This is a genomic window from Streptomyces sp. NPDC006339, assembly GCF_040612775.1.
Taxonomy (GTDB): Bacteria; Actinomycetota; Actinomycetes; order Streptomycetales; family Streptomycetaceae; genus Streptomyces.
This window is the reverse complement of the sequence record NZ_JBEXQW010000012.1, coordinates 67,335-88,846: the sequence shown is the minus strand read 5'-3', so window position 1 is coordinate 88,846 and position 21,512 is coordinate 67,335. Positions and strand designations below refer to the sequence as shown.

General features: G+C 73.0%; 21 protein-coding genes. 12 read left to right on the top strand and 9 right to left on the bottom strand.

The genetic code is table 11. The annotated features are described in order from the left end of the window. Positions 1-2 precede the first annotated feature (2 nt). Entirely contained in the window at positions 3-512 is a 510-nt protein-coding gene (locus ABZ135_RS12250) for a MarR family winged helix-turn-helix transcriptional regulator (RefSeq protein WP_356694582.1), read from the bottom strand. 97 nt (positions 513-609) lie between these two features. Here ABZ135_RS12250 and ABZ135_RS12245 point away from each other — a divergent pair, with 97 nt between their 5' ends. The 4 genes from ABZ135_RS12245 (at position 610) to ABZ135_RS12230 (ending at position 5,016) form a co-directional block, all read left to right on the top strand. Further along, on the top strand, positions 610-1,704 hold the full coding sequence (locus tag ABZ135_RS12245; RefSeq protein ID WP_356694580.1) for a hypothetical protein: 1,095 nt from the start codon (positions 610-612) through the stop codon (positions 1,702-1,704). Between the two features lie 174 nt (positions 1,705-1,878). Then, entirely contained in the window at positions 1,879-3,354 is a 1,476-nt protein-coding gene (locus ABZ135_RS12240; protein ID WP_356694578.1) for a DUF2252 domain-containing protein, read from the top strand. A 388-nt stretch (positions 3,355-3,742) separates the two neighbouring features. Next, positions 3,743-4,600 (top strand): hypothetical protein, encoded by an 858-nt coding sequence (locus tag ABZ135_RS12235; protein WP_356694780.1) that lies wholly within the window; start codon positions 3,743-3,745, stop codon positions 4,598-4,600. Between the two features lie 71 nt (positions 4,601-4,671). After that, the gene (locus ABZ135_RS12230; protein ID WP_356694576.1) at positions 4,672-5,016 is read left to right on the top strand and encodes a rhodanese-like domain-containing protein; all 345 of its coding nucleotides are present in this window, start codon (positions 4,672-4,674) and stop codon (positions 5,014-5,016) included. Positions 5,017-5,078: 62 nt separating this feature from the next. Here ABZ135_RS12230 and ABZ135_RS12225 read toward each other — a convergent pair whose 3' ends face one another. From ABZ135_RS12225 to paaA, 6 genes are all read right to left on the bottom strand, one after another. Then, entirely contained in the window at positions 5,079-6,212 is a 1,134-nt protein-coding gene (locus ABZ135_RS12225) for an acyl-CoA dehydrogenase family protein (RefSeq protein WP_356694574.1), read from the bottom strand. Positions 6,213-6,317: 105 nt separating this feature from the next. After that, the gene (locus tag ABZ135_RS12220) at positions 6,318-7,406 is read right to left on the bottom strand and encodes a 2Fe-2S iron-sulfur cluster-binding protein (RefSeq protein ID WP_356694572.1); all 1,089 of its coding nucleotides are present in this window, start codon (positions 7,404-7,406) and stop codon (positions 6,318-6,320) included. Beyond that, on the bottom strand, positions 7,407-7,922 hold the full coding sequence (gene paaD, locus ABZ135_RS12215; RefSeq protein WP_356694570.1) for a 1,2-phenylacetyl-CoA epoxidase subunit PaaD: 516 nt from the start codon (positions 7,920-7,922) through the stop codon (positions 7,407-7,409). Continuing rightward, positions 7,916-8,641, bottom strand: coding sequence for a 1,2-phenylacetyl-CoA epoxidase subunit PaaC (gene paaC, locus ABZ135_RS12210; RefSeq protein ID WP_356694568.1), 726 nt, complete (start codon positions 8,639-8,641; stop codon positions 7,916-7,918). Before paaC ends, paaD begins: the two co-directional genes overlap by 7 nt. After that, a complete protein-coding gene (paaB, locus tag ABZ135_RS12205) occupies positions 8,638-8,925 on the bottom strand; it encodes a 1,2-phenylacetyl-CoA epoxidase subunit PaaB (protein WP_327375298.1) in 288 nt (95 codons plus the stop codon). Before paaB ends, paaC begins: the two co-directional genes overlap by 4 nt. Then, entirely contained in the window at positions 8,922-10,001 is a 1,080-nt protein-coding gene (gene paaA / locus ABZ135_RS12200; RefSeq protein ID WP_356694566.1) for a 1,2-phenylacetyl-CoA epoxidase subunit PaaA, read from the bottom strand. The genes paaB and paaA overlap by 4 nt, the downstream gene beginning before the upstream one ends. Positions 10,002-10,113: 112 nt before the next feature. Between paaA and ABZ135_RS12195 the strand changes: the two genes are divergently transcribed. Genes ABZ135_RS12195 through ABZ135_RS12185 form a run of 3 tightly spaced genes read left to right on the top strand, consistent with a single transcriptional unit; the run spans position 10,114 to position 12,871 of the window. Next, positions 10,114-10,902: a DUF5819 family protein gene (locus ABZ135_RS12195; RefSeq protein WP_356694565.1), complete on the top strand. Its 789-nt coding sequence runs from the start codon at positions 10,114-10,116 to the stop codon at positions 10,900-10,902. Beyond that, positions 10,899-12,200: an HTTM domain-containing protein gene (locus ABZ135_RS12190; protein WP_356694563.1), complete on the top strand. Its 1,302-nt coding sequence runs from the start codon at positions 10,899-10,901 to the stop codon at positions 12,198-12,200. The genes ABZ135_RS12195 and ABZ135_RS12190 overlap by 4 nt, the downstream gene beginning before the upstream one ends. Positions 12,201-12,220: 20 nt before the next feature. After that, positions 12,221-12,871: a TrmH family RNA methyltransferase gene (locus ABZ135_RS12185; protein WP_356694778.1), complete on the top strand. Its 651-nt coding sequence runs from the start codon at positions 12,221-12,223 to the stop codon at positions 12,869-12,871. A gap of 269 nt (positions 12,872-13,140) precedes the next feature. Here ABZ135_RS12185 and paaN read toward each other — a convergent pair whose 3' ends face one another. Next, positions 13,141-14,838, bottom strand: coding sequence for a phenylacetic acid degradation protein PaaN (paaN, locus tag ABZ135_RS12180; RefSeq protein ID WP_356694561.1), 1,698 nt, complete (start codon positions 14,836-14,838; stop codon positions 13,141-13,143). Positions 14,839-15,067: 229 nt separating this feature from the next. On the opposite strand from paaN, the gene ABZ135_RS12175 reads away from it, so the two are divergent. Both ABZ135_RS12175 and ABZ135_RS12170 read left to right on the top strand, forming a co-directional pair. Next, positions 15,068-16,531 carry a 3-hydroxyacyl-CoA dehydrogenase gene (locus ABZ135_RS12175; protein WP_356694776.1) on the top strand — a complete coding sequence of 488 codons (1,464 nt, stop codon included), beginning with the start codon at positions 15,068-15,070 and terminating at the stop codon, positions 16,529-16,531. Further along, a complete protein-coding gene (locus tag ABZ135_RS12170; RefSeq protein ID WP_356694559.1) occupies positions 16,528-17,121 on the top strand; it encodes a TetR/AcrR family transcriptional regulator in 594 nt (197 codons plus the stop codon). Before ABZ135_RS12175 ends, ABZ135_RS12170 begins: the two co-directional genes overlap by 4 nt. Before the next feature lie 29 nt (positions 17,122-17,150). Here ABZ135_RS12170 and ABZ135_RS12165 read toward each other — a convergent pair whose 3' ends face one another. Then, complete coding sequence (locus ABZ135_RS12165) at positions 17,151-17,630, bottom strand: Lrp/AsnC family transcriptional regulator (protein WP_356694774.1); 480 nt, start codon at positions 17,628-17,630, stop codon at positions 17,151-17,153. A 295-nt stretch (positions 17,631-17,925) separates the two neighbouring features. On the opposite strand from ABZ135_RS12165, the gene pdhA reads away from it, so the two are divergent. The 3 genes from pdhA to ABZ135_RS12150 are packed head-to-tail and all read left to right on the top strand — an operon-like array spanning position 17,926 to position 21,481. After that, positions 17,926-19,080 carry a pyruvate dehydrogenase (acetyl-transferring) E1 component subunit alpha gene (gene pdhA, locus ABZ135_RS12160; RefSeq protein ID WP_356694557.1) on the top strand — a complete coding sequence of 385 codons (1,155 nt, stop codon included), beginning with the start codon at positions 17,926-17,928 and terminating at the stop codon, positions 19,078-19,080. After that, on the top strand, positions 19,077-20,108 hold the full coding sequence (locus ABZ135_RS12155; RefSeq protein ID WP_356694555.1) for an alpha-ketoacid dehydrogenase subunit beta: 1,032 nt from the start codon (positions 19,077-19,079) through the stop codon (positions 20,106-20,108). Before pdhA ends, ABZ135_RS12155 begins: the two co-directional genes overlap by 4 nt. Then, the gene (locus ABZ135_RS12150; RefSeq protein WP_356694553.1) at positions 20,108-21,481 is read left to right on the top strand and encodes a dihydrolipoamide acetyltransferase family protein; all 1,374 of its coding nucleotides are present in this window, start codon (positions 20,108-20,110) and stop codon (positions 21,479-21,481) included. The genes ABZ135_RS12155 and ABZ135_RS12150 overlap by 1 nt, the downstream gene beginning before the upstream one ends. Positions 21,482-21,512 lie beyond the last annotated feature (31 nt).

The following is a 21,512-nucleotide window of genomic DNA, read 5'->3' as shown; positions in this document are numbered from 1 at the left end:
CGTCAGGGCATGCTGTCGGGGGCGGCGGGGGTGCCGGGGGTGTCGGTGGTGCCAGAGGCGGCGGGGGTGGCCGGCACACCGCTGTCGCCCGCCGCGTTGTAGCGGAGCAGATAGGCCGCGAACGCGGCGAGGTCGTCGGCAGACCAGTCCTTGAGGCGTTCCTCGTACGCGGCCAGCCGGCTGGCCTGGGTGGCGGCGAGGACCTGCCGGCCCGCCTCCGTGGGGTGCAGCACCTGCACCCGGTGGTCGTCCGGGTCGGGCCGCCGCTCGACCAGGCCGAGCTTCTCCAGGGCCCCGATCTGACGGCTGACCGTCGACTTGTCCAGCAGGTAGTGGGCCGCCAGATCCGTGGCCCGGCAGCCCCGCCGGTCGTCGATGTGGGCCAGGAGCGTGTACGAGACCAGCGACAGCTCCGGGTGGAGCCGGGCCGCGGCGGCCCGCGCCCGGCGGGCGAAGGCCGTCAGTTCCCGCTGGATGGTGTCGAGGGACGTCTCCCGCGCGCCGTCGCTCATGGTGCGCTCCTTGTCGCCGCGGGCCGGCCTCGTGGGCTGGCCGGACCTTCGCTTTCAGTTGTATAGTACAACGGTCAGGTAGTTGTAAAAGCCAACCATGGAGGTTCAGGTGTCCGCCGGACCGACCCCACAGGGAGCACTGCGCCACGTCCTCGGCCACCTGCTCACCCCCCTGCTGATGTGCATCGGCATGGGCCTCGCCTACCTGGGCGCCTTCCACGCCCCGGAACCACACGACCTGCGCGTCGACATCGTCGGTTCGGGACCCCAGGCCCAGGTCCTCGCCCAGACCCTCCAGGACAAGGGCGCCGGCGCCCTCGACGTCCGCACCGTCCCCGACCGCGCCACCGCCACCGCCGCCCTGCACGACCGGTCCAGCTTCGGCGCCTACATCCCCGGCGGACCGACCGACACCCCCGAACTGCTCGTCGCCTCCGCCTCCTCCGACACCAGCGCCATGGCCGTCGAGAAGGTCTTCACCAAGGTCGCCGCCACCCACGGCGACCCGCTCCGGATCACCGACGTCGCCCCCGTCGCCCCCGGCGACCCCACAGGGCAGGGCATCTTCTTCCTCCTCGTCGCCCTCAGCATCGGCTCCTACGCCTCCGTCGCCGTCATCGGCGGCGCCGGAGCCGTCCTGCCCATGCGCGTCAGGGCCCTCCTCGCCGCCGGCATGTCCCTCGTCGTCAGCCTCATCGGCACCGTCTTCGCCGGGCCCCTCTTCCACCTCGTCGACCACGGACTCGGCGGCCTCTGGGCCCTGTCATGGCTGTACAGCGCCGGCATCCTGCTGATCGGCGTCGGACTCCACACCTTCCTCAAGCGCTGGACCACCCTCGGCGTGATGGTGCTGTTCGTGATGCTCAACTTCACCAGCTCCGGCGGCATCTACCGGCCCGAACTCCAGCCCGGCTTCTTCGGCTCCCTGCACGCCTTCTGGAACGGCGCCGGATACGTCGAAGGCGTCCGCGAGCACGTCTACTTCGACGGCCACGCCCTCGGCGGCAACATCCTCGTGCTCGCCCTCTGGCTCCTCGCCGGCATCGCCCTCGTCGTCCTCGCCGGCCTCACCGAAGCCCGCCGCCACTCCGCCGCCGCCCACGCCGCCCCGGCCGCGGCGAACGAGACCCACACGCAGGCCGACGAGGCCGCGGAGGCCGAGGAGGAGATGGAGGAGGCGGTCGCCGTCTGACCGGCCGGAACCCGGCCGACCCCACGGCCGCACCGGCCCCCGAATCCGCCGCCCGAAGTTGTCCACAGGCCGTTGTCCACAGGGGGAGACGGCCTCGTGGACCCGGCGGTACCGTCAGGCCCAGTCGACGCAATCGATGTCGGCCGAACACCGAACGGCGGGGGAGGACGTCCCATGGACGTGACCAGCACAGCGCTACCGGCACAACGCGAACACGCGCCCGACAGCGGGCCCGCGGCCCACGGCACCACCCGCCTGCCGCACGTACCCGGCTTCGCCCCGCGCACCGCCGACGGAGCGGCCGCCACAGCCAAACGGCGCGGCAAGGAACTCCGACAGGACCTCCCCCGCTCCGCCCACGCCACCTTCCTCCCCGCCCCCGACCGGCCCGACGCCGCCGGCGCCGTCGAGGAGTCCAACCGCGGCCGCGTCCCCGAGCTCACCCCCATCAGGATCGGCCGCATGGCCGCCGGCCCCTTCGCCTTCCTCCGCGGCAGCGCCGGCCTCATGGCCCACGACCTCACCGGCTCCCCCGTCACCGGCATCGCCGCCCAGATCTGCGGCGACGCCCACGCCGCCAACTTCGGCCTCTACGGCGACGCCCGCGGCGGGCTCGTCATCGACCTCAACGACTTCGACGAGACCGTCGTCGGCCCCTGGGAATGGGACCTCAAACGGCTCGCCACCTCCCTCGTCCTCGCCGGACGCGAAGCCGGCGCCGACGAGGACACCTGCCGGGCCGCCGCCTTCGACACCGCCGGCGCCTACCGGCGCACCATGCGCCTGCTCGCCCGGCTCCCCGCCCTCGACGCCTGGAACGCCATCGCCGACGAGGAACTCGTCTCCCACACCGACGCCCGCGACCTCATAGGCACCCTCGAACGGGTCTCCGCCAAGGCCCGCAACAACACCAGCGCCCGCTTCGCCGCCCGCTCCACCGAAGCCATACCCGCCACCGAAGGCGGCGGCAGACGCTTCGTCGACGCACCACCGGTCCTGCGCCGCGTGCCCGACGCGGAAGCGGCCGCCGTCGCCGCCTCCCTCGGCCCCTACCTGGAGACCGTCTCCGAGGACCGGCTTCCGCTGCTCGCCCGGTACGCCATCCACGACGTGGCCTTCCGCGTCGTCGGCACCGGCAGCGTCGGCACCCGCTCCTACGTCGTGCTGCTCCTCGACCACCGGGGCGAACCCCTGGTCCTCCAGGTCAAGGAGGCCCGCCCCTCGGCGCTGCTGCCCCACCTCAAGGCCGTCGGCTTCACCGAGACCGACACCGGCCACGAAGGGCGGCGCGTGGTGCTCGGCCAGAAGCGGATGCAGGTGGTCAGCGACATCCTGCTCGGCTGGACCACGGTCGACGGGCGGCCCTTCCAGGTCCGTCAGTTCCGCAACCGCAAGGGCAGCGTCGACCCAGCCGCCCTCAGCGCCGACCAGTTCGACGACTACGGCCGCATGACCGGCGCCCTCCTCGCCCGCGCCCACGCCCACAGCGCGGACCCGCGACTGATCGCCGGCTACTGCGGCAAGACCGAGGAACTCGACGAGGCCATCGCCTCCTTCGCCGTCGCCTACGCGGACCGCACCACCGCCGACCACGCCGACCTGCTGTCGGCGATCCGCACGGGGCGCATAGCCGCGGAACGCGGCGTCTGAGCCGAGGGGGCGAGAGGACGCGGGCGCCCGAGGGGAGGCGGGCGCCCGAGGAGTCGTGGGTTCGAGGGCCCGAGGAGCAGTGGACAGGGTGCCGGCGGCGCGGTGGTGGCGCGGCAGCGCAGCAGCGCGGCGGCGAGCAGTCGCCGAGCTGAAGCACGCCCGTCGCCCGTCACGGGGCGCCGACTTCGGGGGAGGGGTGGGAGGGGGAGGGGGGAGGGAGGGGGAGCCCCCCCCGGGAGGGACCGTAGGCTGGACGGGACGAGCCGGAACGAGGACGTGGACGGGCGTGGACGTGAGCGTGGACCAGGGCGTGGGTGGCGGGTCCGAGGAGCGGCCCGAGGCTGAGCGGCCGGACGGTGAGCGGCCGGTGCCCGGGCGGGCCGAGGACATGGCACCCGAGGGCGTACGGCCTGAGGGGGTGCCGTCCGGGAACGCACAACCGGAGGCGCGGTCCGAGGACGTGCAGTCGGAGGGTGAGCGGCCGGAGGCGCGGTTGGATCAGGCTGTGCGGGTGGCCGAGCAGGCTCTGATCGAGTTCGAGATCGCGGTGGAGACGTTCCGGGTCGAGGTGGAGAACTTCTCCCGGCTGCACCACCAGAAGCTCGGCCCGATGTATGCCCGGCTGGACGAGCTGGACGCGCAGATCGCGGAGGCCAGGGCGGCGCGTACCGGGGATCCGGAGGATGTGCGGCGGGCGCAGGAGGCGCGGGCCGCGGTCATGCCGATGCCCGGGGTGGAGGAGCTGTTCCACGACTGGGTCGACTCCGACGGGCTGTCCGCGGAGGCGGCGGCGATGTTGACGGACCGGCCGGTGCAGCCGCCGAAGCGGGTGCGGCCGTCCGACGAGGCTCGCAAGCTGTACCGGGACCTGGCGCGCAAGGCGCATCCGGATCTCGCGCGGGAGGAGGACGAGCGCCGGCGGCGCGAGGAGTTCATCACGCGGGTGAACGCGGCCTACGCCCGTGGTGACGAGAAGCTGCTGCGGGAGCTGTCCGAGGAGTGGGCGGCGGGGCCGGTGGCCGAGTCGCGGATGAGTGAGGCCGAGGAGCTGTACGCGCGTCTGGAGTGGTTGGCGCAGCGCAAGGAGATGCTGTCGGTGGTCGCGCGGGATCTGGAGGAGAGCGCGATCGGTGCGATGCTGCGGATGGCGCCGGAGGATCCGGACCGGTTGCTGGAGGAGATCGCCGAGCAGTTGCTCGCGCAGGTCGCCGAGCGTGAGGCGGAGCTCGCGTCGCTCGCGGCGTAGGCCGGGTGCAGTAGGTTCGATGGTGGTGCGTCCGCGTGGGCGCGGAGTTGTCGAGAGAGAAGGCCTGGTCCATGAATTTCGCCCCGCTGCCGTCGGTCGACGTGGCTTCGGTGCCGGCCGACGCCCTGGTGCTGGACGTCCGTGAGGACGACGAGTGGGCGGCCGGTCATGTCGAGGGTGCCCTGCACGTACCGATGAGCCAGTTCGTGGCGCGGTTCGGTGAGGTCACCGACGCCGTGGCGGAGGGCCGGCGGGCGTTTGTGATGTGCCGGGTGGGTGGCCGTTCGGCGCAGGTCACGCAGTATCTGGTGGGTCAGGGCATCGACGCGGTGAACGTGGACGGCGGGATGCTGGCCTGGGACGGTGCCGGGCGGCCGATGGTGACGGACGACGGCAGCCCGGCGTACGTGCTCTGAGCCGACGGGCCACAGGGCCACAGGGCAGAGGCGCGGCGGTTTACGGTCTGTCGGTGCGCGGGTCAGGCGAGGGGGTGGGCGGCGAGCAGGTCGCCGAGTTCCTCCTCGTGTGCGGCGGCGGGGCCGAGGGACAGTTCGAGGTACTTGGCCCAGGCGTGGTAGCGGTGCAGCGGGTAGTCGGTGTCGGCGCCGAACCCGCCGTGGAGGTGCTGGGCGGTCTGGACGACGCGGCGTACGCCTTCGGCCGCCCATATCTTGGCGACGGCGATGTCTCCCGCGGCGGGGAGTGGGCCGCCGGCGTCGGTGGTGAGGCGCCAGGCGGCCTGCCAGAGGGTGGCTTCCATGGCGCGTAGGTCGATGTAGCGGTCGGCCGTCTGGACGGCGACGGCCTGGAAGGTGGCCACGGGGTGGCCGAACTGTTCGCGCTGCCCGGTGTACTGGCTTGTCATGGCCAGGACCTGTTCGCCGAGGCCGAGGGCGAGGGCGCAGGTTCCGGTGGTGAGGAGTGCGTGGAGTTCTTCCCAGGCGCCTTCGGTGTCGATGACGTCGGCGGGGTCGAGGCGGACGTCGTCGAGGTGGAGTGCGGCGAGGAGTTCGCCGTGGGTGGCGTACTGCTCGGCCAGGGTGAGGCCGGGCTGGGTGCGGGGCAGCAGGGCGAGGACGGTGTGGCCGTCGGGGGTGTGGGCGGGGACGGCGATGCGGTCGGCCTGGTGGGCCCAGGGGACGGCGCTGGTGTGGCCGTCGAGGGTCCAGTGGGTGGTGTCGCGGCGGGCGGTGACGGCGAGGGGGGCCGGGTCGTGGCCGGTGCGGCCGTGGGCGGCGGCGGTGAGGACGAGTTCGCCGCGGGCGACGCGGGGCAGCAGGGCGTCGGCGGTCGCGGCGGGGGCGTGGTGCCGGAGGGTGAGGGCGACCGCGCTGGTTTCGAGGAGCGGGACGCGGGCGAGGGCGCGGGCTGCTTCGCGCAGCACGAGGCAGAGTGCGAGGGCGTCGAGTCCGGAGCCGCCGTGGGCGGGGTCGAGGACGAGGCCGAGCAGGTCGGTGTCGGCGAGGCGGGCCCAGAGGGCGCGGTCGAAGTCGTCGGCGACCGCGCCCGGGGTGAGGGCGGGGCTGGGTACGGCGTCGGGTGGGACGTCGGCGAAGACGGCTTTGGCCGTTTCGGCGGCCGCTTGCTGTTCTTCGGTGAAGGTGAAGTCCACTGTCCTGCCCCTTCCGGTGGCGCACGCCGTGTTCTGACGGACCGACCTGACGGACCGTCAAGATAGAACAGGTTCTACCGGAAGGGAATGGGCGGGCGTGGCCGGTCAGCGGTCGAAGTCGAGCTCGACCTCCGGTGTGGCGGGGTGGGACTGGCAGGCCAGCACATAGCCGGCGTCGGTCTCTTCGGGCTCCAGGGCGAAGTTGCGGTCCATCCGCACCTCGCCGGCGACGAGGAAGGCGCGGCAGGTGCCGCACACTCCGCCCTTGCAGGCGTACGGGGCGTCCGCCCGGGCGCGCAGCACGGTCTCCAGGAGCGTCTCGCCCTGCTGGACGGGCCAGTTGCCGGACCGGCCGTGCAGGGTGGCGGTCAGCGTGGCGTGCGCGGGGGCGTCGGCCGAGGGGGCCGGCGCGGGGGCGGAGCCGTCGTCGACGTGGAAGATCTCCTGGTGGATGCGGCCGCGGTCGACGCCGAGGTCGCGCAGGGCCTGTTCGGCGTTCTGCACGAGGCCGAAGGGGCCGCACAGGAACCAGCCGTCGATCGCGCCGACGGGGAGGAGCGTGGGCAGCAGGGTGGTGAGCCGTTCGCGGTCGAGGCGCCCGGAGGGGAGTCCGGCCTGCTGTTCCTCGCGGGAGAGGGCGGTGATCAACTGGAAGCGGTCGGGGTAGCGGTCCTTGAGGTCGGCGACCTCGTCGAGGAACATCGTGGAGGCCGCGGTGCGGTCGCTGCGGACGAGGCAGAACCGGGCCTCGGGTTCGCGGGCGAGCAGGGTGGCGGCCATCGACAGGACCGGGGTGATGCCGCTGCCGCCGACGACGGCCGCGAAGTGTCCGGGGCGCGGGTCGAGGAGGAAGCGGCCCATCGGCTCCATGACCTCGACGGTGTCGCCCACGGCGAGTTCCTTGAGGGCGTAGGTGGAGAACTCGCCGCCGTCGACGAGGCGGATGCCGACGCGCAGGACGGGCGTCTCGCCTTCGGGAACGGCGGGGGCGCAGATCGAGTACGTGCGGCGGATCTCCGTGCCGTCCGGGGCGGTGCGGCGCAGGGCGAGGTGCTGGCCGGGGGTGTGGCGGAAGGCTTCGCGCAGCTCGGGCGGGACGGCGAAGGTGACGGCCACGGAGTCGTCGGTGAGCTGCTCGACCTCGCTCACGCGGAGCGGATGGAACCCGGCCCGTGCGGCGCTGGGGGACGGCATCTACAACTCCTTGAAGTGGTCGAACGGTTCGCGGCAGGCGGTGCAGCGGCGCAGTGCCTTGCACGCGGTGGAGGAGAAGCGGCTGAGGAGCTCGGTGTCGGTGGAGCCGCAGTGGGGGCAGCGGATCGCCAGGGTGAGCGGGACGGGACCGCCGGCCGGGCCCTGGGGGCGGGGCGGGGCGATGCCGAACTCGGCGAGTTTCCGGCGGCCTTCCTCGGTGATGTCGTCCGTCGACCAGGCGGGGCTGAGGACGGTGACGACGGACACCTCGGGGACGCCGTGCTCGTGGAGGGCGTGCTCGATGTCGGAGGACATGGCCTCGATGGCCGGGCAGCCGGTGTAGGTGGGGGTGAGCTCGACCTCGACCCGGCCGGGGCCGTGGACGTGGACGCCGCGGACGACGCCGAGCTCGGCGAGGGTGAGGACGGGCAGCTCGGGGTCGGGGACGGCGCCGGCGATCCGGGCCAGTTCCTCTTCGAGCGGGGTGGGGGCCGTGGTCGGCGTGCCGGTCACCATGACGCCCCCGGGTGGCTGCGGTGGAGGTGCTGCATCTCGGCGAGCATGCGGCCGAAGGACTCGGTGTGCAGTCCCTGGCGGCCGGCGCCGGCGCTCCAGGCGCCGGTGCGCGGCCCGGAGGGGACGGTGAGGGTGGCCTTGTCGAGGACGGCGGTGACGGAGTCGAGCCAGGCGCGCTCCATCGCCTCGGTGTCGAGGTCCAGGCCGTCGAGGGGCTGGAACAGCTCGCCGGTGTAGCGCCACAGGGCGTCGCAGGCGTGCTGCATCCGGCGGTGGCTCTCGTCGGTGCCGTCGCCGAGGCGCAGGGTCCAGTGCTCGGCGTGGTCCTGGTGGTAGGCGACTTCCTTGACCGCCTTGGCGGCGAGTCCGGCGAGGGGGCTTTCGCCGGCGGCGAGCCGCCCGTACAGGAGCCGCTGGTAGGTGGAGAAGTACAACTGGCGGGCGATGGTGTGGGCGAAATCGCCGTTGGGCTGTTCGACGAGCTGGCAGTTGCGGAAGGCGCGTTCCTCGCGGAGGTAGGCCAGTTCGTCCTCGTCGCCGACGAGGGAGAGCAGGATGCGGGCCTGGCCGAGGAGGTCGAGCGCGATGTTGGCGAGGGCGACCTCCTCTTCGAGGACGGGGGCGCTGCCGGCCCACTCCCCCAGGCGCTGGGCGAGGACGAGGGCGTCGTCGCCGAGGGCGAGCGTCGCGGCCGGGACGGTGGTGGTGGGGCCGTTCACAGGTGCTTCACCCCGTCCGGGATCTCGTAGAAGGTCGGGTGGCGGTAGGGCTTGTCCGCGGAGGGCTCGAAGAAGGGGTCCTTCTCGTCGGGCGAGGAGGCGGTGATCGCGGTGGAGGGGACGACCCAGATCGACACGCCCTCGTTGCGCCGGGTGTAGAGGTCGCGGGCGTTGCGCAGGGCCATCTCGGCGTCCGGGGCGTGCAGGCTGCCGGCGTGGGTGTGGGACAGTCCGCGGCGCGAACGCACGAACACCTCCCACAGCGGCCATCCGTCGGTGGTCATGCGCGTGCCTCCCCGTCCGTGTGCTGTCCGGCCCGGTCGCCGGCTTCGTGCCCGGTGTCCTGGCCGGAGTGGTGCCCGGTGTCGTGTCCCATGTGCTTCTCGTGCTTCTGGTGCTTCTCCGCGTACGCCGCGGCGGCGTCCCTGACCCAGACGCCGTCCTCGTGCGCCTGGCGGCGCTTGCTCAGCCGCTGCTCGTTGCAGGGGCCGTTGCCCTTGAGGACGTCCCAGAACTCGTCCCAGTCGATCGGGCCGAAGTCGTAGTGCCCGCGCTCCTCGTTCCACTTCAGGTCGGGGTCGGGGAGGGTGAGGCCGAGGCTCTCGGCCTGCGGGACGGCGATGTCGACGAAGCGCTGGCGCAGCTCGTCGTTGGAGTGGCGCTTGATCTTCCAGGCCATGGCCTGGGCGGAGTGGGTCGACTCGTCGTCCGGGGGGCCGAACATCATCAGCGAGGGCCACCACCAGCGGTTCACCGCGTCCTGGGCCATGGCGTGCTGGGCCTCGGTGCCGCGGGAGAGGGCGAGCAGTGCCTCGTACCCCTGGCGCTGGTGGAAGGACTCCTCCTTGCAGACGCGGACCATCGCGCGGGCGTACGGCCCGTAGGAGCAGCGGCACAGGGGGACCTGGTTGGTGATGGCGGCGCCGTCGACGAGCCAGCCGATGGCGCCGACGTCGGCCCAGGTCAGCGTGGGGTAGTTGAAGATCGACGAGTACTTCTGGCGGCCGGAGTGGAGCTTGTCGAGGAGCTCGTCGCGGCTGGCGCCGAGGGTCTCGGCCGCGCTGTACAGATACAGGCCGTGTCCGGCCTCGTCCTGGACCTTGGCCATGAGGATCGCCTTGCGCCGCAGGGTGGGCGCGCGGGTGATCCAGTTGGCCTCGGGCTGCATGCCGATGATCTCGGAGTGGGCGTGCTGGGCGATCTGGCGGATCAGGCCCGCCCGATAGGCGTCGGGCATCCAGTCGCGGGGCTCGATGCGCTCGTCGGCGGCGACGGCGGCGTCGAACACCGCTTCGAGGGCCGCTCGGGACGCCTCCGTCCCCGCTGTCGCTGTCGTCGTCTCTGCCGTACCTGCGGTCATCGGACCCCCTACCGACCGATCGTTCGGTTGAATGACTTCAATGGTCGTTCGGCGGCCCGTATGGTGTCAACCCTGTGGATAACTGCTGAGGTGTGAGCGGGAGCGGGGCGCGATGGACTCGTACGACGACGGGGGCCCGGACGGGTCGGAACCGGGCGGTTCGCCCGAACGGGTGACGGAGCGGCCCAGGACCGGGATCGCCGCGCTGTCCATGCCCTACCAGGTGGTCGCGGCCGTCGCCCTCGCCGTCCTCGGCGTCTTCGCCTGCGTCCACCTCGCGATGGTCTTCCTGCACGTCGCGCCCTCGAACACGCTGACCAAGAAGCACGGCGAGGCCGTCGACGACTGGATGTACCCCGAGTTCGAGCAGAACTGGAAGCTCTTCGCTCCCAACCCGCTCCAGCAGAACATCTCCGTCGAGGTCCGCGCCCAGATCGCCGGCGCGGACGGCGGCCGCACGACCACCGGCTGGATCGATCTGACCGCACAGGACACGGCGCGGATCCGCGGCAGCCTCCTGCCCAGCCACACCGCCCAGAACGAGCTGCGCCGGGCCTGGGACTTCTACCTCAACTCCCACACCGAAGACCACCGCCCCAACGGGCTGCGCGGCGAGCTCTCGGAGGAGTACATGCGGCGGATCGTGCTCCTGCGCCTCGACGAGCGGGCGCTCGGCGGCACGGTCGAGAAGATCCAACTGCGTTCCGCCACCCGGGGCGTCCCCGCCCCCGTGTGGAGCAACGAGAAGGTCGACACGGCACCCGTCTTCCGCGCCGCGCCCTGGTGGCGCGTCACCCCCGCCGACCGGCCCACGGGCGCCGGAGCCCGGACCGACGCCAGCACCCAGACCGGCCCCGGGGCCCGGTCCGAGGGCCTGAACGGGACGGAGGCCGTCCGATGAGCCAGACCCCCGCCGCCGAGCGGCCTCGCGTCCCCTTCGACCGGCGGCTCGCCGCCGCCGTCCAGAAGGTCACGGCGAATGCCCTCGGCCCCTACCAGACGGCGATCGTCCGCATCGGCTTCGCCCTCACCTGGCTGCTCTTCCTGCTGCGCGAATGGCCCCACCGGCTCGAGCTGTACGGCCCCGACGGCCCCTGGTCCTGGGAGATGGGCCACCGGCTCATCGCCGACAACAACGCGTTCACCGTGCTGATGTGGTCGGACGGACGGCTCTGGTTCGAGATCGTCTATGGCCTCGCCGTGCTCTCCGCCCTCCTGCTGCTGCTCGGCTGGCACACCCGGGCCGTCTCCGTGGTCTTCATGGCCGGCGTGCTCTCCCTGCAGAATCGCTCCATCTTCATGGGCGACGGCGGCGACAACGTCATCCACCTGATGGCGCTCTACCTCGTCCTCACCCGGTGCGCGCAGGTCTGGTCGCTCGACGCCCGGCGCGCGGCGCGTGCCGGTGGCGACGGCGACGGCAATGGCGACGGCAATGCCGGCACCGGTGACGGCGGAGTCGTAGGGCCGCTGCTGTGGGTCGTGCTCGGCGGCTTCCTGATGGCCGCCACCTTCTTCTCCGGCGCCACCGGGGAGTGGTGGCTGCTGGTGCTGCTGTGGCTGCTGTGGCTGGGGCAGGGACTGTGGTGGCTGGTGAGCCGTTACGCCGCGTCCGACGAGCCGCGCACGCTCCTGGACGTCGTGGCCAACCTCACCCACAACGCCACCCTCGTCGTGATCATGGCGGAGGTCTGTCTGATCTACGCCACGGCCGGCTGGTACAAGGTCCAGGGCTCGCGCTGGCAGGACGGCACCGCGCTCTACTACCCGCTCCAGCTCGACTACTTCTCGCCGTGGCCCGCCCTCTCCGACCTGCTGGGCGCGAGCGGGCTGATCGTGCTGCTGCTGACGTACGGCACCGTGATCGTGCAGGTCGCCTTCCCCTTCACCCTCTTCAACCGCAAGGTCAAGAACGTCCTGCTGGCGGCGATGATGCTGGAGCACGCCGGTATCGCCGTGCTGCTCGGACTGCCGTTCTTCTCGCTCGCGATGATCGCCGCGGACGCGGTCTTCCTGCCGACGGTGTTCCTGGTGTGGGCGGGGACGCGGGTCGCGCGCGGTCGTGACCGGGTGCTGGGCCGAGTGCTGGGCCGGGGACGGGGCCGGGATGGGGCGCGGGAACGGGGCGAGGCGGGGGTGCGGGTGGCCGAGCAGGGCCGTTCGGGTGACGAGCCCAGTCCCCGTACCCTCGTCGGGTGAGCACCACCGAAGAACAGCCCATGCCGGTCCAGGACGGCGAGCCGATCCAGTACGACGAGGGGTTCGGCCCCGAGGTCGGCGTCGGGCCGCACCCGGAGCCGTGGCCGCGGGGTGAGCGTTACGACCCCGAGCTGCTGGCCCACGGCGACCGGCGCAACGTCGTCGACCGCTACCGGTACTGGACGCGGGAGGCGATCGTCGCGGACCTCGACACCCGGCGCCACGACTTCCACGTGGCGGTGGAGAACTGGGGCCACGACTTCAACATCGGTTCGGTGGTGCGGACGGCCAACGCCTTCCTGGCGAAGGAGGTCCACATCGTGGGGCGGCGGCGCTGGAACCGGCGCGGGGCGATGGTCACCGACCGCTACCAGCATGTGCGGCACCACCCGGACACGGAGGCGCTGACCGCGTGGGCGGCGGCCGAGGGCCTGCCGATCATCGGCATCGACAACCTGCCGGGAGCGGTGCCGCTGGAGCGGACGGTGCTGCCGCGGCGGTGTGTGCTGCTGTTCGGGCAGGAGGGGCCCGGGCTCACGGAGGAGGCGCGGGCGCGGGCGGAGAGGGTGTGCTCGATCGCGCAGTTCGGGTCGACGCGGTCGATCAACGCGGGGGCGGCGGCGGCGATCGCGATGCATGCGTGGGTACAGCGGTACGCGGAGATCGACTGACGGTGCGGGCCGGGGTGTGACCGCGCGGTGCGATTCCCCCACCCCGCCCCTTCCCGAAACCCTGCCGGGGGCTGGTGCGTCCGCCCGCCGCGGGGCCGTGCAGACAGATCCTGGCGGGACCGGCCCTTCCCCTGCGGCGGCGGGAGCGGGAGCGCTTGACCGGCGCCGGGCCCACGAGGGAGTCGGCGTCTTCGCCTCTGGCCCTGCCTAGACCCCGGCCCCGCCGCCTGCGCCTTGCGGCGTAGGGGGCGGGGCCGGGGGGCCGTGGGTCAGGACTGGCGGCGGACTTCCACCGTGCGGAAGCGGTTGGAGACGAAGGCTCCGTCGCACAGGGCGGCGTTGGCGGCGGGGTTGCCGCCGGAGCCGTGGAAGTCGGAGAAGGCGGCGGTCTGGTTGACGTAGACGCCGCCGGTGAGGTTCAGGGAGAGCTGGGCCGACTCCTCCAGGCAGACCTCCTCGATGGCGCGCTCGGTGTCGGCGGAGGTGGTGTAGGCGCCGACGGTCATGGCGCCCTTCTCGCGGACCGTGCGGCGCAGGAGCTCCAGGGCGTCGGCGGTCGAGTCGACCTGGACGGCGAAGGAGACCGGGCCGAAGCACTCGGAGAAGTAGGCGGCCTCGGAGTCCGGCTTGGAGCCGTCGAGCTTCACGATGACCGGGGTGCGCACCACGGCGTCCGGGAAGTCCGGGTTCACCACCTCGCGGGAGGCGAGGGCCACCTCGCCGAGGGCCGCCGCGGCCTCCAGGCGGGCCTTGACGTCCGGGTTGACCAGGGCGCCGAGCAGCGCGTTCGCCCGGGCGTCGTCGCCGAGCAGGCCGCCGACCGCGGCGGCGAGGTCGGTGACCACCTCGTCGTACGACTTCTGGCCCTGGTCGGTGGTGATGCCGTCGCGGGGGATCAGCAGGTTCTGCGGGGTGGTGCACATCTGGCCGCTGTACAGGGACAGGGAGAAGGCCAGGTTGGACAGCATGCCCTTGTAGTCGTCGGTGGAGTCGACGACGACCGTGTTCACGCCGGCCTTCTCGGTGTACACCTGGGCCTGGCGGGCGTTGGCCTCCAGCCAGTCGCCGAAGGCGGTCGAGCCGGTGTAGTCGATGATGCGGATCTCGGGGCGGACGGCCAGCGTCTTGGCGATGCCCTCGCCGGGACGCTCGGCGGCCAGCGCCACCAGGTTCGGGTCGAAACCGGACTCGGCGAGGACCTCGCGGGCGACGCGGACCGTGAGGGCCAGCGGCAGGACGGCGCGCGGGTGCGGCTTGACCAGCACCGGGTTGCCGGTGGCCAGGGAGGCGAAGAGGCCCGGGTACCCGTTCCACGTCGGGAAGGTGTTGCAGCCGATGACCAGGCCGATGCCGCGGCCGACCGGCGTGAACTCCTTGCTGAGCTCCAGCGGGTCCCGCTTGCCCTGCGGCTTGGACCAGGCGGCGCGGCCGGCCGGGGTGCGGGTCTGCTCCTCGTACGCGTAGGCCACGGCCTCCAGGCCGCGGTCCTGGGCGTGGGGGCCGCCGGCCTGGAAGGCCATCATGAACGCCTGGCCGCTGGTGTGCATGACCGCGTGCGCGAACTCGTGGGTGCGGGCGGAGATCCGGGCGAGGATCTCCAGGCACACCAGGGCGCGGGTCTCGGGGCCGGCGTCGCGCCAGGCGGCCATGCCGGCGCGCATGGCGGGCAGCAGCACGTCGATGTCGGCGTGCGGATACTCGACGCCGAGCGCCGGGCCGTACGGCGAGGTCTCGCCGCCGGTCCAGCCGTCGGTGCCGGGCTGGTCCAGCTCGAAGCGCTTGCCGAGCAGGTCCTGGTAGGCGGCGAGGCCGGCCGCGGCGTCCAGCGAGCCGTTCTCCCCGTATGCCTTGGGGTGCTCCGGATACGGGGACCAGTAGGCGCGGGTGCGGATCGTGGCGAGGGCCTGGTCGAGCGTGGACCGGTGCTTCTCGGCCAGACGGTCGGTGGTCAACTGAGCGGTGGCCATGGATGGACCAACTCCTCGTCGAGCTGGGCAGGGAGACGCGTACGGAGTTAGAGTAACCGAACGATCGGTCGGGACAAGGGGGTCCGTCGATCCTGTGGAAAACCCATCGGGGAGGATCACTCCTATGACCGCCAACGCGAACGTCCGCCCGGGGAGCGACGAGCTGTCGGCCGGCGGAGCCGGGCCCGTCGATCCGAGCCGCACCGTCGCCGTCGTCGGCACGGGCACCATGGGCCAGGGCATCGCCCAGGTCGCCCTGGTCGCGGGCCACCCCGTACGCCTCTACGACAGCGCCCCCGGCCGGGCCGCCGAGGCCGTGACCGCCGTCGCCGGCCGCCTGGACCGGCTCGTCGAGAAGGGCCGGCTGGACGCGGCGGAGCGCGACGCGGCGCTGGCCCGGCTGCACGCGGCGGACGCCCTCGCCGAGCTCGCCGACGCCGCCCTCGTCGTCGAGGCGATCGTCGAACAGCTCCCCGTCAAGCAGCGGCTCTTCGCCGACCTGGAAGAGGTCGTCGGCGAGGACACCGTGCTCGCCACCAACACGTCCTCGCTGTCCGTCACCGCCATCGCCGGAGGGCTGCGGCGGCCCGGCCGGTTCGTCGGCCTGCACTTCTTCAACCCCGCCCCGCTGCTGCCGCTGGTCGAGGTCGTCAGCGGCTTCGCCACCGACCCGGACGTCGCCACGCGCGCGTACGAGACGGCGAAGCGCTGGGGCAAGACGCCGGTGCGCTGCACCGACACCCCGGGCTTCATCGTGAACCGGGTCGCGCGCCCCTTCTACGCGGAGGCGCTGCGGGTCTACGAGGAGGGCGTCGCCGACCCGGCCACGATCGACGCGGCCCTGCGCGAGTCCGGCGGTTTCCGGATGGGCCCCTTCGAGCTGACCGACCTCATCGGCCAGGACGTCAACGAGGCCGTGACCCGTTCCGTGTGGGACTCCTTCCACCAGGACCCCAAGTTCACGCCGTCGCTCGCACAGCGCCGGCTCGTCGAGTCGGGCCGGCTCGGCCGCAAGTCCGGGCACGGCTGGTTCTCGTACGCGGAAGGGGCCCAGCGCCCCGAGCCGCACACCGCGGCCCCGGCGAAGGCCCCCGAGCGGATCGTCGTGCGCGGCGACCTCGGGCCGGCCGAGCCGCTGGTCGGGCTCTTCGAGGAGGCCGGGATCACCGTCGAGCGGGCGGAGGGCGACACCGGCGGCATCGAGCTGCCGCGCGGCGCCCAGCTCCGCCTCGCGAACGGGAGCACCTCCTTCGAGCGCCCCCAGGAGGAGATCGTCCACTTCGACCTGGCGCTCGACTACGCGTCGGCCGGCCGGATCGTCGTCTCCGCCCGTGAGGGCATCGAGGACGAGAAGCTCGCCGAGGCGGTGGGTCTCTTCCAGGCCCTCGGCAAGCAGGTCTCCGTCATCGGGGACGTGCCCGGCATGATCGTGGCCCGTACGGTCGCGATGCTGGTGGACCTCGCGGTCGACGCCGTCGACCGGGGCGTGGCCACCGCCGAGGACGTCGACACCGCCATGCGGCTCGGCGTGAACTACCCGGCCGGGCCGCTGGAATGGGGAGCGAAGATCGGCTTCCGGCGAGTCTGCTCCCTGTTGGTGGCGATGCACAAGCGGTACCCGACCGGGCGGTACGCGCCGAGCATCGGCCTCGCGCGCCGGGGCTTCGCCGAGCCGGCCGAGGAGATCGGATGACCACCGCGCGACGCGACACCTACACCCCCGAGACGCTGCTCCAGGTCGCCGTCCGGGTCTTCAACGAGCGCGGCTACGACGGCACCTCCATGGAGCACCTGTCGAAGGCGGCGGGGATCTCCAAGTCGTCGATCTACCACCATGTGGCCGGCAAGGAGGAGCTGCTGCGGCGGGCGGTCAGCCGGGCGCTCGACGGGCTCTTCGCGATCCTGGACGAGCCGGCCGCGGGGCGCGGCCGGGCCATCGAGCGGGTCGAGTACGTGACCCGGCGGACCGTCGACGTGCTGATCGCCGAGCTGCCGTACGTGACGCTGCTGCTGCGCGTGCGGGGCAACACGACGACCGAGCGGTGGGCGCTGGAGCGGCGCCGCGAGTTCGACCACCGGGTGGCCGAGCTCCTGAAGGCCGCGGCGGCCGACGGCGACCTGCGGACGGACGTGGACATCCGGCTCGCCACCCGCCTGCTCTTCGGCATGATCAACTCGCTGGTGGAGTGGTACCGGCCGCACCCCGACTCCACGACGGACCGCGACCAGTTGGCGGACACCGTCGTCCACCTCGCCTTCGACGGGCTGCGCACGGCCCCCTGAGAGGCCCGCCCCGCCGCTGCCGCCGTGCGTCAGCCGCGGCGGTCCGGGTCCGGGTCGAGGTCGGTCTCCTCGAACACCAGCAGGGTGCGGGTCGACAGGACCTCGGGGATGGACTGGAGCCGGGTGAGCACCAGCTCGCGCAGGGTCCGGTTGTCCGGGGTGTGGACGAGCAGCAGGACGTCGAAGTCGCCGCTGACCAGGGCGATGTGCGCGGCGCCCGGCAGGGCCTGGAGCTGTTCGCGCACGGTGCGCCAGGAATTCTGGACGATCTTGAGGGTGATGTAGGCGGAGGCGCCGTGCCCGGCGCGCTCGTGGTTGACGCGGGCGCCGAAGCCCCGGATCACCCCGTCGTCGATGAGCCGGTTGATCCGCGCGTACGCGTTGGCGCGCGAGACGTGGACCCGCTCGGCCACCGAGCGCACCGAGGCCCGGCCGTCGGCCTGGAGCAGTCGCAGGATGTCCCGGTCGATCGCGTCCAGCGGGCGGGCCGGCGGCATCGGGGAGACCATGGCAGGGCCGGTCGCCGACCCCGCCGGGAGGGCGGCGCCGGGGGGCGCGTTCAGGGGCGCGTTCAACGGCTCGGTGTCCGCCTGCTCGTCGACGTCGGCCATTTGTTCATCCGCCATGTCCCCCCGCCTCTCTCCTGTGGACGACCTGCACCCATCCCAAGCTGTGGAGAACCGTTTGTCCACAGGCTGGAGGTGCCTGTAGCCAAAATGCCTCCACGACCGAACAATCGGTAGGTGAGGCGCGCCACATTCCGCGCCACCCGCCTTCGGGTGTTATGCCCGCTCCCACGAGGAGGTGGACTCGTTGCAACAGCGCAGTTCGACAGTCCAAGAGCCCCCCGGTGCCTACCGGCCCACCCCGCCCCCGGCATGGCGGCCGCGCACGGACCCGGCCCCGCTGCTGCCGGACGCCGAGCCGCTGCGCGTGCTCGGCACGGACGCGGTGGCCGACGCCGACCCCGAGCTGCTGCGCCGGCTCTACCGGGAGCTCGTCCGGGGCCGTCGGTACAACGCGCAGGCGACCGCCCTCACCAAGCAGGGCCGGCTCGCCGTCTACCCCTCCACGACCGGGCAGGAGGCCAGCGAGGTCGCGGCCGCACTGGCCCTGGAGGAGCGGGACTGGCTCTTCCCCTCCTACCGCGACACCCTCGCGGCCGTCGCCCGCGGCCTCGATCCCGTGCAGGCCCTGACCCTGCTGCGCGGCGACTGGCACACCGGCTACGACCCGCACGAGCACCGCATCGCGCCCCTGAGCACCCCGCTCGCCACCCAGCTCCCGCACGCCGTGGGCCTCGCCCACGCCGCCCGCCTCAAGGGCGACGACGTCGTCGCGCTCGCCATGGTCGGCGACGGCGGCACCAGCGAGGGCGACTTCCACGAGGCGCTGAACTTCGCCGCCGTGTGGCAGGCCCCCGTGGTCTTCCTCGTGCAGAACAACGGCTTCGCGATCTCCGTGCCGATCGCCAAGCAGACCGCCGCCCCCTCCCTGGCCCACAAGGCCGTCGGATACGGGATGCCCGGCCGGCTCGTCGACGGCAACGACGCGGTCGCCGTCCACCAGGTGCTCACCGAGGCCGTGGCCCGCGCCCGGCGCGGCGGCGGACCCACCCTCGTCGAGGCCGTCACCTACCGCATCGACGCCCACACCAACGCCGACGACGCCACCCGCTACCGGGTCGAGGCGGAGGTCGAGGCTTGGCGGGCGCACGACCCCATCCTGATCCTGGAGCGGGAGCTGACCGAGCGCGGGCTGCTCGACGAGGACGGCCGCCGCGAGGCCGCCGAGGAGGCCGAGACGATGGCGGCGCGCCTGCGCGAGCGGATGAACGCCGACCCCGTGCTCGACCCGATGGACCTGTTCGCCCACGTGTACGCCGAGAAGACCGCGCAACTGCGGGACCAGGCGGCACAACTGCGGGCCGAGCTCGACGCCGAGAGCGAGGCGGGATGACCACCCACGCCACCGCGCGGCCGGCCACCAAGGCCGCCGCCAAGCCCGCCACCATGGCGCAGGCCCTCCAGCGGGCCATGCGCGACGCGATGGCCGAGGACCCCACCGTCCATGTGATGGGCGAGGACGTCGGCACCCTCGGCGGCGTCTTCCGGGTCACCGACGGCCTCGCCAAGGAATTCGGCGAGGACCGCTGCACCGACACGCCGCTGGCCGAGGCGGGCATCCTCGGCACGGCCGTCGGCATGGCCATGTACGGGCTGCGGCCGGTCGTCGAGATGCAGTTCGACGCCTTCGCCTACCCGGCGTTCGAGCAGCTCATCAGCCATGTGTCGCGGATGCGCAACCGCACCCGCGGCACGATGCCCATGCCGATCACGGTCCGCGTGCCGTACGGCGGCGGCATCGGCGGCGTCGAGCACCACAGCGACTCCTCCGAGGCGTACTACATGGCGACGCCCGGCCTGCACGTCGTCACCCCGGCCACCGTCGAGGACGCCTACGGGCTGCTGCGCGCCGCAATCGCCTCCGACGACCCCGTCGTCTTCCTGGAGCCCAAGCGGCTCTACTGGTCCAAGGCCGACTGGTCACCCGAGGCGCCGGCCGCCGTCGAGCCGATCGGCAAGGCGGTCGTGCGCCGCCGCGGTACCAGCGCCACCCTCATCACCTACGGCCCCTCCCTGCCGGTCTGCATGGAGGCCGCCGAGGCCGCCCAGGCCGAGGGCTGGGACCTGGAGGTCGTCGACCTGCGCTCGCTCGTGCCCTTCGACGACGAGACCGTCTGCGCGTCCGTGAAGCGCACCGGCCGGGCCGTCGTCGTGCACGAGTCGGCCGGCTTCGGCGGGCCCGGCGGCGAGATCGCCGCCCGGGTCACCGAGCGCTGCTTCCACCACCTGGAGGCGCCGGTGCTGCGGGTCGCGGGCTTCGACATCCCGTACCCGCCGCCCATGCTGGAACGGCACCACCTGCCGGGCGTGGACCGGGTCCTCGACGCGGTCGCGCGCCTCCAGTGGGAGGCGGGAAGCTGATGGCCCAGGTGCTCGAATTCAAGCTGCCCGACCTCGGCGAGGGGCTCACCGAGGCCGAGATCGTGCGCTGGCTCGTCGACGTCGGCGACGTCGTCGCCATCGACCAGCCGGTCGTCGAGGTCGAGACGGCCAAGGCGATGGTGGAGGTGCCCTGCCCCTACGGCGGCGTGGTCACCGCCCGCTTCGGCGACGAGGGCACGGAACTGCCCGTCGGCGCGCCGCTCCTGACGGTCGCCGTCGGCGGCGCCCAGGACGGCGACGGCGCGTCCGCCGCCGCCTCCCCCGCCTCCACCGCGTCCGCCGCGGGGCAGCGCTCCGACGCCGAGGCAGCCGAGTCCTCGGAGTACTCGGGCAACGTGCTCGTCGGATACGGCACCGCCGGGCCAGCCGCCCGGCGCCGCCGGGTACGCAGCGCGTCACCGGCCGTCGTACCGGCCGCCGCGGCTCCCACCGTCCCCGCGCCCGCGCCCGCTCCCGCCGTGCAGGACGCCCCGACGGGGCCCGTGCCCGTCATCTCGCCGCTGGTCCGCAAGCTCGCCCGCGACAAGGGGCTCGACCTGCGGCAGGTCCGCGGCTCGGGACCGGACGGACTGATCCTGCGCGCCGACGTGGAGGCGGCCCTCGCCGAGCGGGAGCGGCCGGCCGCCGCGCCGGCTCCCGTCGCCGTGGCCGCGACGGCCACCGCGGGGGAGCGGGTACCGCTGCGCGGGGTGCGCGGCGCCGTCGCCGACAAGCTGTCCCGCAGCCGCACCGAGATCCCCGACGCAACCTGCTGGGTCGACGCCGACGCGACCGAACTCATGGCCGCGCGAGCGGCGATGAACGCGGCGGGCGGACCGAAGATCTCCGTCCTCGCCCTGCTCGCCCGGATCTGCACCCACGCCCTGGCCCGCTTCCCGGAGCTCAACTCCACGGTCGACACGGCCGCGCGGGAGATCGTCCGGCTCCCCTCCGTGCACCTCGGGTTCGCCGCGCAGACCGACCGCGGTCTCGTCGTACCCGTGGTCAAGGACGCGGGCGGCCGCACCGCCGAGTCGCTGACCGCCGAGTTCGCCCGGCTCACGGAGTCGGCGCGGCAGGGCACGCTGACGCCGGCGGACCTCACGGGCGGCACGTTCACGCTGAACAACTACGGGGTGTTCGGGGTCGACGGCTCCACGCCGATCATCAACCACCCCGAGGCGGCCATGCTCGGCGTCGGCCGCATCGTCCCCAAGCCGTGGGTCCACCAGGGCGAACTGGCCGTGCGTCAGGTGGTCCAGTTGTCGCTCACCTTCGACCACCGGGTCTGCGACGGCGGGACGGCCGGCGGCTTCCTGCGCTACGTCGCGGACTGCGTCGAGAACCCGGCGGTGCTGCTGCGCACCCTCTGAGCCGCCCGCGGCGCCGTCGGCGCCGACGGGT